The organism is Pseudomonas sp. ICMP 10191, from assembly GCF_001467335.1.
Classification (GTDB): Bacteria; Pseudomonadota; Gammaproteobacteria; order Pseudomonadales; family Pseudomonadaceae; genus Aquipseudomonas; species Aquipseudomonas cerasi.
This window is the reverse complement of sequence record NZ_LKGW01000135.1, coordinates 202926-214986: the sequence shown is the minus strand read 5'-3', so window position 1 is coordinate 214986 and position 12061 is coordinate 202926. Positions and strand designations below refer to the sequence as shown.

Below are 12061 nucleotides of genomic sequence, written 5' to 3'. Positions count from 1 at the left end.
CATTCAGCCCTGGCTTTCGATCAGCCTTTGCCGCTCCGCCGATTTGCCCGGTGAAAATGCCAATGCCAGCTGCGTGCGGTTATGCATGTGAGTCAGGCGCAGTACTTGCGACACATAGAGTTTCACAGTGTTTTCAGTAATCCCCAGTTCGCAGGCGATCTGATAATTGGTCAGTCCGGTGCTGACCAGGCGCGCTACGTCAAGCTGGCGAGGTGACAGCTTGGCCAGAGCCACCGGCATCTGCACCTCACGCGCCACACCGTCACGCGCTTTTCGTTCGGGCTGAGGCCTGTTCTGGACGCTGTCCAGGTTCTGATAAAGATCATCAATGGACGCGGCCAAAAACTGAAGCTTTTCGTTGAGCAGGCCCAGCTGCTGACGGTTTTTCTGCCGCTCGTTCAGCGCCTGGACCTGCAACTGCACACCTTCGAGCAACTCTTCCAGATCGACCGGCTTCTGGTAGTAATCAGCGATGCCGGCCCGAAGCGCCTTGATGACGTCTTTTTTCTCGGCCTCGCCGGTCAGCATGATGGCCTCGAACAGATGCGTCTTGCCGCCGGTCATCTTCATCGCTTCGACCATCTCGATCCCGTTCATGCCGGGCATTTCCAGATCGCAGAGTACGATGCCGATGGTGCCGTCAGCACTGAAACGCTCGATGGCTTCCAGGCTTGAATAGCAACGCACACACTCATAGCCGCTGCTCTCCAGAAACTCGCAGAGCTCCTCAACGATAAGGGGCTGGTCATCGACCACCAGAACTTTCGTGAGCGGGTAATTATCCACAGGCGACTCCATGCTATTGGGGGGCCTTCGACGGCGCCCCGATCCATTCAGCAAACCATGATTCGGCGTCATTCAATCGGTGCGGGTATTGCTGACAGTACGCCATAGCCATGACTTAACCGTAGTCGTACTTCCTGACTATGTACATAGCATTAAAATATTCCCGTGCCGTTATTCGACTAATGGAGCAGTGCTGTGCTCAGGAGTAAACCTGCGAATAAAAAAGGTGAAAAAGGATATTTATCTGGCGTGCCGGGGTTCATATACCGGTAGCGTTGCGCAACCCATTGCTGCGTATGAGGCCAGCTACTCTTTCCGACGATAAGCCAGGCTGCCATGGTGAGGCCGGCGCCAATAAACGTACACAGCAGGTAAGCACTGTTTGAGGCCAGCGCCAATGCCGTCATCAGTTTGACGTCTGCGGCGCCCAACTTGCCGAGGGCATAGCCTGGCAATGTCAGCGCCCATGCCAGGGTCACGGCCAGCAAGGCCTCCAGCGCAGGCGAGCCGAGCCAGGTCATACCGGTCAAAGCCAGGTAGATAATAGCCAGCGCTGCTGCGCCGAGTGTCAGCCCGTTGGAAATCTGCTTGCAACGCGCATCCTGTTCGGCGCAAATTGCAAACCATATCAGTAGGAAAAATAATTTCATCACGCCGAAGACATCCTGTTATCGGGAAAGAATCTATGCTGTGTTGATGCAGTACATGTCAGGGTAGACGTCGATATGAAAACAGTTCCGCAACATACCTTGCCCCGCCGTCAACACGGGGCTGCTGCTATTGAATTCTCTGCGGTGTTCGTTATCTTCTTTGCCGTGTTCTACGGCATGGTGAGTTATAGCCTGCCGTTGCTCATGGTCCAGTCATTCAATGCCGCCGCCAGTGAAGCGGTGCGCAGAAGTGTTGCCCTCAGTCCGACAGTTACTGGCTATAACGAGGTGTTGAAGAGTCAGGCCCAGAGTGTGGTCATGAACCAGTTGTCGTGGATACCTCCAGCGCTGGGCTTCAATGTCAGCTACACCAGCGTGACTTACAGCGCAGGCATTCTGACAGTGACCATCCAGTACCCCAAGGCCCGACTGGCTCAGGTTCTGCCCTTGCTGACCCTCCCTGGTATCGGGGAGGTCCCGCGCTTGCCGAGCAACCTGACTGCACAAGCGAGTCTGCAACTTGTCCCTTGAAAAGAATCGTTTGAGCCGTTGGCTGGGCCGTGGTGAAGCAACACAAGTGCCGCAGCCCTTGCCCGTATCGAGCGAGCCCGGTCCGATCGGTGCGGACCTCTATCTGCTGCTGGATGACGAGGGCCGCATCCAAAGCATCAGCCCGCACTTGCTTGCCCGCCTGGACATGGCTGCGCCACTGCCGGCTGCCCAGCGATTGATGAGTCTGCTGTTACCCAATAGCGCGCTGGTCATCGAAGGCGTGCCGCGTGACTGGCTGGGGCACATGCTCGACCTGGACTTCAAGAGTGCCGACGCACACACCTTGCACGCCCGAGGCTGGGTGCAGGCGCATGGCAAGGGCTGGCTCTTGCAATTGCTGGATATCAGCGACCTGATGGAGGAGGCCAGTGCCGCACGCAGCCGTCAGCAGTGCCTGCGGTTCGCCGGGCAAATGGCCGAGCGTGTGCGAGGGTGCAGCGTCGACCGCCTGACTGCGGTGGTGAGCGAGCAACTGGAGGAACTCGCGCAGCTGTGGCGCATCCCCTGTGTAGCGCTGGTGTTGCCCGAGGTCGGCGGTGTTGGCTGGCGCGTGTATTGTCAGTACAGCGCCCATACGGCGCCCGAGTTGTGGCAGGTCGGGCAGCGGTTGGGCTCCGCGCTGGATCGATTCAACGCCGACGCTACGCGACAGCTGAGGTTTGACGGCGGTGTCGATCAGGGGGCGCTGCAAAGTGCTTTCGGCAACGCTGACGGTTTTCTGATCCCCCACAGTCGCGATAACGTTGCCAAGGCCTGGCTGATGTTCGGATTTTATAACGCGCAGCAGCAGGCTCCGGACCTTGGTGAGCGAGAGTGGCTGAACCTGTGCTCGGCCTTGGCCGGGCCGGTGCTTTTTCGCCTGTCCGAGCAGACCAACCGTCACCATGTCGAACGCCTGGCAGTGCTTCAGGACCTGCTGGGCACCGGATGGTGGGAGTTGGTGCCTGATCGTGACGAGGTTTTGCTGGCGCCGCAGTTGGCTCGCAGTCTGCGTCTGGGCGACCAGGTCGAGAGCCTGTCGCGTCAGGACTGGCTGGCGCTGATTCATCCCGCCGATCGACAGGAACTGTCCAGTCGCCTCGCGCAGTTACGCGACAAGGGCACACCGCTGTTGCTCTGTGTGCGTCTGGCGCAAAGCGATCCCGCCCAGGAAACCCTCTGGTTTCGTATCCAGGGGCAGGCGTTGATCCGAGGGCAGGTTCAGCGTGTGCTGGGGTTCATGCTGGATGTCAGCGATATCAAGAGTCAGGAAACCGAGGCCGCTGCCGCCCATGCCCGGCTGGATAACCTGATTGCCAGTTCGCCAGCGGTGATTTACGTGCAGCGTTACGATCGCGGCAATCTGGAGCCAACCTTTTTCAGCGACAGCCTCACGCCTTTGCTGGGCTGGACGCTGGCCGATTGCGTCGATGGGCAACTGGCGGGATACATCCATCCCGACGATCACGACATCTGGTTCGAGCGTAACCGCCAACTGCTGCGCGAAGGATTCGTCAGTCGCCGGTTCAGATTGCGCAACCGGAACGGTCAATACCACTGGCTGCTGGACGAGGCGCGATTGCTGCGTGACGACCTTGGCATGCCGGTGGAGGCGGTGGGGCTGTGGCTGGACGTGACCGAGGCCACCCTGGCCGCCGAGCATATACGACGCAGCGAGGAGCGTTACCGCATTCTGGTCGAGGATTCGCCGGCCATGATCTGCCGCTACACGCCGGATCTGGTGTTGAGTTTCGGCAACCGGCCGCTGGCCAATTATATGGAGTGCACACCCGAGCAACTGACCGGGATCAACCTGGGCGACTGGCTGTCGGCCGAGCAGCGCGAGGCGTTCATCCGGCGTATCGGTCAACTGACTCCCGAGGCGCCGGTGAGTACCGAAGAAATCTGCATCGAGCTGCCGGGACGCGAGTATGCCTGGTGGATATGGGCCGACCGGGGAGTATTCGATGAGCACGGCAAACTGGTCGAAGTGCAGGCGGTAGGCCGTGACAACACCGATGTACGTCGCTCGCGCATGCAGTTGAATCAGAGCGCGAAGATGGCAACGCTTGGCGAGATGTCCACCGGTCTGGCCCACGAGATCAATCAGCCGCTCAACGTCATGCGCATGGCCGTGGTCAACGTTCTCAAGCGTCTGGGCCGGGGCGATGTGGACATCGAATACCTCACCGAAAAACTCAATCGCATCGACACCCAGGTGCAGCGTGCCGCCCGGGTGGTCGATCATATGCGGGTATTCGGTCGCCGCTCTGAGGTAGAGGAGCAGTTGTTCGATCCGGCCCAGGCGGTGGAAGGCACGATCTCGATGCTGGCTGAAGGCATGAAAGGCAAGGCCGTGCAGTTACGGGTCGGCGCGATGATCGACGCGGTGCAGGTTCGTGGCCATGTCGATCAACTTGAGCAGGTGTTGATCAACCTGATGGTCAATGCCCGTGATGCCTTGTTGTCGCGTCGGGAAAAGGACCGCGATTTCCAGCCGTGGATCAGCGTCGAGGCAGAACGCGATGAAAACATCATCCGCCTGGCGGTTCAGGACAATGGCGGGGGCATTGACCCGCGGTTGCTGGAGCGCATTTTCGAGCCGTTTTTCACCACCAAACCGGTGGGGGTCGGCACCGGTCTGGGCTTGTCCGTCAGTTATGGCATCGTTGACCAGATGGGCGGCCAGCTCAGCGTCGCCAACGTCGGCGAGGGTGCTCGATTCCAGATCGAGCTGCCGATCTTCAACGCCGATCAGACCGGCAGCTAAATGACCAGTGTCGCCTGACCCAGGTTGCAACTCAGGTTGGTGCCGACGTCGGTAGCCCCCATGCTCACGCCCAGCGATTCGAACAGGGGGTCGACAACCGACGTCAGCAAGCGTGCCAGGGTGTCATCGACAATCGCGTCCAGCGCCAGGGTCAGGCTGCTCAGCGTGGTGGCCGCGCCGGCGATGACGTTGCCCAGCACATTGCTGGTCGCCGGTTTATACACATTCACTTTGACGCTTGACGCCGTGCCGTTGAGCAAGGTGCTCGGCTTGGTGTGCGCAACGCCTGTCAGGTAATACGGGGCGCTGTTAATCTCCGGCAGGTTGGGCGAGCTGAACGTCGTACTGGTCACCGTCGAGCTGCCCAGTGCCGACTGGCTGACATTGTCGAAGGTCAGGCCGATGCCGCCACCCCCGAAAGGCGTGCGGGCGGTGCAATTGCCCAGCAGCCCAGCGATCTTCTGGCAGGTTTTGGTGCCGATATCGATGACAGGCAGAGGCAGTGCGGTGATTGCCGCCGGATCAGTGCTGGCGGGGAAGGCCGATGCACTGTCGATCCAGCCGATCTTGGCACTGAGCAGCGCTGCGTCGGTCTTGACGTTGAGGGTTTTGCTGGCGTTGCTGGTGCAGGTAAAACCGGTGACGTAGCTGTCGGCGCTGGCCATTGACAGGCTCATGTCGATTCTCGGGCCCGAGTTTGACGAGCTGTCTGTCAGAAACTTGAAGTCGGTCACCATGCAACTGTTCAGTCCCAGCGCGCAGGTGGCCGAGGTCCCCAGCCCGGCAATGTTCAGGCCCAATGCGCTGTTGAGGATCGGCGTCAGGCTGCCGATCACCGAACCTGCGGTATTGGCCAGCGAGGTTATCGTGCCGAGCACCGGCAGGTTGATCGACACCAGCGCGCGCATTTGTGCCGTACGCACGTAAATCCGGTTTGCACCGTTTCGAGGGTTGAGCGGGTCGATTTTGCTCGGGTCGCCGATGGCCGACAACTGAGGCGGCTCGATCACCTGAATGCGTGTGGTGACCTGCGCCAGCCCGGCGACATTGATCTGGGTCGCGGTCAGAACACCGGTCTTTTCGTTGGCCAGTTGCGCGAGGCCCTGAACCAGATCCATCAACCGCAGATTGGTATTCAGCGCGGCGAGGTCCGTGCCGCTCTGCACCGACAGTAGATCCCCCAGCAGCACGGTGGTCGTTCCCGCGGCCAGCTTCAAGGCTTGCAGGCCCTGAATGGCGGCGGCACCGCCCAGCGTGGCGTTCGGACTGATGATATTGATTGCGCTCTGCAGCAACTGACTGACCGATACCGAGGTGTTGAGTACATCGTTGTAGCCCACGGCCGTCAGGCTGAGGTCGGTTTTCAGCCTGTTCAGGTAGCTCAGCAGGCTCAGGTTGGTGTCGGCGATGCCTTGCCAGTTGGCAACACTCAGGTTCAACGAGCCCCCCAACAGGCTGCCGACCACCGGGTTGAGGAGGGCGGCACCGGTGCTGTCCACGGTGACTGCCGCACTGCGAATGGTCAGTGCCGCCAGCGGCGCGGCACTGGCGGCAACCGCGGTGGCGCTGATCGTGACGTTGGGTGGGGAGGGCGTTTTTTCGAACAGTGCGCCAATACCGGCTGCAATGCTGCGCGGCACCGGATGAGCCGCGACCACCTGGATAGCCAGCGCCTGCGTCGAATCAGCGACAAATACGCGCGGTCCCGCGACGTCCACCGTGAGTGTTCCGCAACGAGTCACCAGGGTGCGGCCATCGGTATTGGGGGTGAAACCGTTGCGAGTGGCGCTCTGATTGGCGAAATCGGGCGCCGTGGCCGCTGTGCCGCTGCACGTTCCTCTACGGCCCGCCGCTTCCAGTGCGGCAATGTCCGCAACCCGCTGCAACGAGCGCTTTTCCAGATACAGCCTGCCGCTGTCGATAACGGTCAGCGTGCACAGCAACGCCAGGCCCATGGTCAGCGCGGCCATCAGGCCGATTGCGCCGCGCTGCCGGGAGGGCATCGCCGTATAACCATCCAGTGGAGACATCAACACTCCTTCGATCACGCCGTTGCACACTCATCTGTCACTGGAGAGTGTAGTCAACGCCCCGAAAGAGCACTGGCAAGGTGCCAGATTTGAGAAGTGTCGCACCCGTCATGGGCGGCGCGATCAGTGCTGTCGATCAATACTGGTAACGCAGCACCCCATGCGACAGGGCACGAACGGCGAAGATACCCAGCAGTGCGGTCATGGCTGGCACAACGAGCCACCAGACGCGCACCGACATGGCCGGCAGGGAGTCCTTGCGTTGGATGAACGCCAGGCTGGCGGCACAGACGCAGAACGCCAGAAGCATGCCCGCGAGAATGTCGGTGGGCCAGTGCACGCCCAGATAAACCCTCGACAGCGCGATTGCCAGGGCCGGAATACCGGCGACCAGCATCCAGGTCAGGCGCAGGCGCACGGGTTGGCCGCGTCCGGCCAGCACTGCCAGAGTCATGAACAGCGCAAAGGCTGCCGAGCTGTGGCCGCTTGGCATGCTGTACGTCGTCAGCGGCTCTAACAGCACCTCCGGGCGAGCGCGGGCGAAAAACGTTTTCAGGACGCCGTTGGCGATCGCGGTGCCCAGTGTGGCGGTCAGGGCAAAGGCTGCGTGGCGCCATTGCCTGGCAACCGCCAGCACGATGATCAGCAGGCTGGCGGCCAGCAACTGCGCCCTGAAATCGCCGATGCTGGTGACGAAGACCACGATGTGCTGCGTGGCTTCGCTGCGGTGTTCCTGGATGAGCGTCATCAGGCCGTTGTCGAAGTCGGCCAGCAAGGGAAAGCCGAAGAACAGCGCCGCGACCAGCACCAGGCTGAGCGCGGAGATCAGTCGGGTTGCGTAGCGTTTCTGGCGAATACTGCTCTGGATGCTCAACCCGAACAGCACGGCCAGGCTGCCGCCGACCACGGCCGCCTCGGGCCAGAAGCCTTCCGGCAGTGGCAGGCGAATGGCCGCGCCGGCTGCCCAGCCCGGCATCAGGTAGGCAATCGACCAGCCGGCCGCCGCCAGCACGCTGACCGCCACGAAGCGCGGCAGCGGCATGTCGCACATACCGGCGATCATCGGCAGCATCGGGCGCAGCGGACCGATGAAACGTCCGACCAGCAAACTGGCAATGCCGTAACGGTGGAAGTATTTTTCCGCACCTTCCATCCACTCCGGGTGCGTGCGCAAGCCGGGCAACTGACGGATATTCTGATGAAAGCGCCGGCCTATGAAGTACGACACCGCGTCACCCAGCAGCCCGCCGAGAAAACCCAGTAACAGCACTTCGCTCAACGGCAGTATGCCGCTGCCCGCCAAGGCGGCGATGGCAAACATGATGACCGTGCCCGGCACGACGATCCCGACGATCGCGACGCATTCAGTGAAGGCTACCAAAAAGATCGCGACAGCCACCCATGAAGGATTTGCGGTCAGCCAGCCGGTCATTCCATTGAGCAGATCGCCCATCGGTCAGTTTCCTTGATCGAAAAATAGGTAGTCGCGGCCTTCGACCTGACCGCGTCTGAGGGGGTTCCGTGTACAGAAACGGGCGTAACCGGCATCCACGAAGCGATACATCAGGTGCTCATCGCGACCGGCAGGAATGCCCAGTCGGGTGGTCTGGATAACGCGTTCGGGTGTCTGACCGACGTCCTCGACCAGTAACCTCTGCGGGTCGAAGCGCTTGGCGTCCCACACCGGGACTTTCAGGCCGAGCGCCTTGCACAGCAGCGTCTGGCCAGCGCACAGCCGTTGCGCCGGGCGCATCGCACCGCTGGCGTCGGGGTTGTTCAACTGCATCTGCGCCAACGCGTTTTCGTCGCTGGTCGCGTCGGTCCAGGGAAATGCCGACTTGATCAGTACGGCATTGCCCGGCCCTTCGGCGCTGAAATTCAACGAATCTCCGCCGCGCGCGTAGTACATATAGATGTGGCCGCCGTCGAGAAACAGCGCCTTGCGTTTCTCGGTATAGCCCAGCGAGGCATGACTGCCCTTTTCGGCGCAGTAGTAAGCCTCGGTTTCGATGATCCGCGCGGCCAGCCACAGATCGCCTGCCTTGTGACGGATGACCTTGCCCAGCAGATCGCGCGCCAGCAACTGGGCATCGCGGTGAAAGAAGTGGTCGGGTAGGGCTGTGGGCATAATCAGACGGGTACATTGGGAAAGAGCCCGATGATAACAAGCGCAACTTTAATTGCAGCTGAATGTGTCTGGATTAGGCACTTTGTTGTTTCTGAACGTGACCGACGCATGACATGTCGTTAGGCCCGTGCGTGATGCCTGTCTGCGCATTGCCGCCGGCAACACCCGTCACTGTGGCGAAAAATCTGCGCACTGATATTGACCATCCGCCTGTCTGCGCTGTCGTTCGGACGGCACGACAGCTATAATCAGCCGCTTTCCTCTTTGCCAAGACCTCTGAGACCAATGACTGAGTCCGTTCTTGACTACATGACCCGCCTGGGTCGCGCCGCCCGCGAAGCTTCGCGAGTGATCGGTCGTGCCAGCACTGCGCAGAAGAACCGCGCCCTGCGGGCCACTGCCGCCGCTCTGGACGAAGCCCGCGCCGAGCTGTCTGCCGCCAATGCGCTGGACCTGGCCAATGGTCAGGCGAACGGGCTCGAACCGGCCATGCTCGAGCGTCTGGCGCTGACCCCCGCCCGGATCGACAGCATGATCATCGGCTTGCGTCAGGTTGCAGCGCTTGCAGACCCGGTCGGTGCGATCCGCGACATGAGCTATCGGCCTTCGGGTATTCAGGTCGGCAAGATGCGCGTGCCGCTGGGTGTTGTCGGAATCATCTACGAGTCACGTCCGAACGTGACCATCGATGCTGCCAGTCTGTGTCTGAAGTCCGGAAACGCAACCATCCTTCGCGGTGGTTCCGAAGCCATTCATTCCAATCGCGCCATCGCGGCCTGCATCGAACGCGGTCTGGCCGAGGCCGGGCTGCCCGCTGCTGTCGTGCAGGTGGTCGAAACCACCGACCGTGCGGCGGTTGGCGCGCTGATCACCATGCCCGAGTACGTGGACGTCATCGTGCCACGCGGCGGCAAGGGTTTGATCGAACGCGTCAGTCGCGACGCGCGTGTGCCGGTCATCAAGCATCTGGATGGCATCTGCCATGTGTATGTCAGCGCCCACGCCGATCTGGCCAAGGCGCAGAAGATCGCCTTCAACGCCAAGACCTACCGTTACGGGATCTGCGGCGCGATGGAAACCCTGCTGGTCGATCAGACCATTGCCGCCGACTTTCTGCCGTCGATGGCCGCGCAGTTTCGCGAGAAGGGCGTCGAGTTGCGCGGTTGCGAGCGTACCCGTGACTTGATCGACGTGATCCCGGCCACCGAGGACGACTGGCACACCGAGTACCTGGCGGCGATTCTGTCGATTCGCGTCGTCTCCGGTCTGGATGAAGCCATCGAGCACATCAACCACTACGGCTCGCATCACAGCGACGCCATCGTCTCGGACCACCAGAGTCAGGTGCGCCGATTCATGGCCGAGGTCGATTCCAGTTCGGTCATGGTGAACGCGCCGACCTGCTTCGCTGACGGGTTCGAATACGGCCTGGGTGCCGAGATCGGCATTTCTACTGATAAGCTGCACGCCCGCGGTCCTGTCGGTCTTGAAGGTCTGACCTGCGAGAAGTACATCGTGATCGGTGACGGCCAATTGCGCGGACAAGCCTGACTTGAATAGCCCCATGACCGCGCTGCCCAGACGTATCGGCATGCTTGGGGGCACGTTCGACCCGGTTCATATCGGTCATTTGCGCGGTGCGCTCGAAGTGGCCGAATTGCTGGAACTCGATGAGTTGCGCCTGACGCCCAGCGCCAGGCCTCCGCATCGTGACATGCCGAGCGTCACCGCAGAGGATCGTCTGGCGATGGTTCAAAGCGCCGTTGCGGGTGTTTCGCCCCTGACGGTGGATGACCGTGAACTGAAGCGTGACAAACCGTCGTACACCCTCGACACACTGGAATCGATGCGCGCCGAACTGGCGCCTCGGGACCAGTTGTTCCTGTTGCTCGGTTGGGATGCCTTTTGCGGGCTGCCGACCTGGCACAGATGGGAAGAACTGCTGGAGCACTGCCATATCGTGGTGCTGCAACGCCCGGATGCGGACAGCGAGTCGCCGGATGCCATGCGCAATCTGCTGGCGGCCCGCGCAGTCAGCGATCCCAAGGCCCTGAAAGGGCCGGGTGGACAGATTACATTCGTCTGGCAGACGCCTTTATCGGTGTCTGCCACCCAGATCCGTCAACTGCTGGCCAGCGGTAAGTCGGTACGTTTTCTGGTGCCAGACGCGGTACTGGCCTATATCGATGCACGCGGACTTTACCGCGCGCCGAACACTGATGGGTCGTCCTGAAACTGCTTTGATCGACAAGCGTCTGGACGGTCCCACACATACGAGCTGAATGAGTTTTATATGACAAAGCAAAAAATGAGCAGTGAAGAAGTCATCAATGTTGCGATTGCAGCCCTTGAAGAGGTCAAGGGTGCCGACATCCTGACCATCGACGTGCGCGACAAGACCAGCATCGCCGACTACATGCTGATCTGCACCGGTACGTCCAACCGTCAGTTGAACGCACTGGTCGATAACGTCCGTGACAAGGTCAAGGCTGCCGGCCTGAAGTCCCTGAGCGAAGAAGGCAAGGGTGACAGCGACTGGGTCCTGCTGGACCTTGGTGATGTGATCGTCCACGTGATGACCGCTGCCGCACGCCAGTTCTACGACCTTGAGCGCTTGTGGCAGGGTGCAGAGCAAAGCCGTGCTGCCAGCGCTGCGCACCACACACCAGGCAACGAATAAGGCTTTGATGTGCGTCTGCGTCTGATCGCTGTGGGTTCGCGCATGCCCAAGTGGGTGGAAGAAGGTTGGCACGAGTATGCCAAGCGGATGCCCTCCGAGCTTGCGCTGGAACTGGTGGAAATTCCGCTCAATACCCGAGGCAAAAACGCCGACGTCGCACGCTTTATCCGTCAGGAAGGCGAGGCGATGCTGGCAAAAGTGCAGCCGGGCGAGCGGATTGTCACGCTGGAAGTGCATGGCAAACCGTGGAGCACCGAACAGTTGGCGGTCGAACTCGATCGCTGGCGTCTCGATGCACGCACGGTCAACCTGATGGTCGGCGGCCCCGAGGGGCTGGCACCTGAAGTCTGTGCCCGCAGTGAACAACGCTGGTCTCTGTCGCCGCTGACCCTGCCGCACCCGTTGGTGCGCATCCTGATCGGCGAGCAGATGTATCGCGCCTGGACGGTCCTGTCCGGGCACCCTTATCACAAGTAGCATCGTCTT

Annotated in this window: 11 protein-coding genes; 6 read left to right on the top strand and 5 right to left on the bottom strand. The window is 61.0% G+C overall.

What is annotated here, in order from left to right; translation table 11 throughout:
* Positions 1 to 3: 3 nt before the first annotated feature.
* A complete protein-coding gene (locus AO388_RS21480; RefSeq protein WP_058417078.1) occupies positions 4 to 798 on the bottom strand; it encodes a response regulator transcription factor in 795 nt (264 codons plus the stop codon).
* A gap of 167 nt (positions 799 to 965) precedes the next feature.
* Entirely contained in the window at positions 966 to 1436 is a 471-nt protein-coding gene (locus AO388_RS21475) for an A24 family peptidase (RefSeq protein ID WP_003368812.1), read from the bottom strand.
* A 75-nt stretch (positions 1437 to 1511) separates the two neighbouring features.
* On the opposite strand from AO388_RS21475, the gene AO388_RS21470 reads away from it, so the two are divergent.
* Together AO388_RS21470 and AO388_RS21465 are read left to right on the top strand one after the other, a co-directional pair.
* Positions 1512 to 1967, top strand: coding sequence for a TadE/TadG family type IV pilus assembly protein (locus AO388_RS21470; protein WP_003431704.1), 456 nt, complete (start codon positions 1512 to 1514; stop codon positions 1965 to 1967).
* Positions 1957 to 4737: a PAS domain-containing sensor histidine kinase gene (locus tag AO388_RS21465; protein ID WP_058417077.1), complete on the top strand. Its 2781-nt coding sequence runs from the start codon at positions 1957 to 1959 to the stop codon at positions 4735 to 4737. The genes AO388_RS21470 and AO388_RS21465 overlap by 11 nt, the downstream gene beginning before the upstream one ends.
* Here the strand turns inward: AO388_RS21465 and AO388_RS21460 are convergent.
* The 3 genes from AO388_RS21460 to AO388_RS21450 all read right to left on the bottom strand — a co-directional run bounded on the left by AO388_RS21460 (position 4734) and on the right by AO388_RS21450 (position 8895).
* A complete protein-coding gene (locus tag AO388_RS21460; protein ID WP_058417076.1) occupies positions 4734 to 6767 on the bottom strand; it encodes a TadG family pilus assembly protein in 2034 nt (677 codons plus the stop codon). The genes AO388_RS21465 and AO388_RS21460 overlap by 4 nt on opposite strands.
* A 136-nt stretch (positions 6768 to 6903) precedes the next feature.
* Positions 6904 to 8220 (bottom strand): bifunctional DedA family/phosphatase PAP2 family protein, encoded by a 1317-nt coding sequence (locus AO388_RS21455; RefSeq protein WP_003368808.1) that lies wholly within the window; start codon positions 8218 to 8220, stop codon positions 6904 to 6906.
* Between the two features lie 3 nt (positions 8221 to 8223).
* The gene (locus AO388_RS21450; RefSeq protein WP_058398067.1) at positions 8224 to 8895 is read right to left on the bottom strand and encodes a DNA-3-methyladenine glycosylase; all 672 of its coding nucleotides are present in this window, start codon (positions 8893 to 8895) and stop codon (positions 8224 to 8226) included.
* A gap of 285 nt (positions 8896 to 9180) precedes the next feature.
* Here AO388_RS21450 and AO388_RS21445 point away from each other — a divergent pair, with 285 nt between their 5' ends.
* Genes AO388_RS21445 through rlmH form a run of 4 tightly spaced genes read left to right on the top strand, consistent with a single transcriptional unit; the run spans position 9181 to position 12052 of the window.
* Positions 9181 to 10446 (top strand): glutamate-5-semialdehyde dehydrogenase, encoded by a 1266-nt coding sequence (locus AO388_RS21445; protein WP_058398066.1) that lies wholly within the window; start codon positions 9181 to 9183, stop codon positions 10444 to 10446.
* 22 nt (positions 10447 to 10468) lie between these two features.
* Positions 10469 to 11128 (top strand): nicotinate-nucleotide adenylyltransferase, encoded by a 660-nt coding sequence (gene nadD, locus AO388_RS21440; RefSeq protein ID WP_161420682.1) that lies wholly within the window; start codon positions 10469 to 10471, stop codon positions 11126 to 11128.
* A 60-nt stretch (positions 11129 to 11188) separates the two neighbouring features.
* Positions 11189 to 11575, top strand: coding sequence for a ribosome silencing factor (gene rsfS / locus AO388_RS21435; RefSeq protein WP_002555337.1), 387 nt, complete (start codon positions 11189 to 11191; stop codon positions 11573 to 11575).
* 9 nt (positions 11576 to 11584) lie between these two features.
* Complete coding sequence (rlmH, locus tag AO388_RS21430; protein WP_002555336.1) at positions 11585 to 12052, top strand: 23S rRNA (pseudouridine(1915)-N(3))-methyltransferase RlmH; 468 nt, start codon at positions 11585 to 11587, stop codon at positions 12050 to 12052.
* The last annotated feature ends 9 nt before the right edge of the window (positions 12053 to 12061 follow it).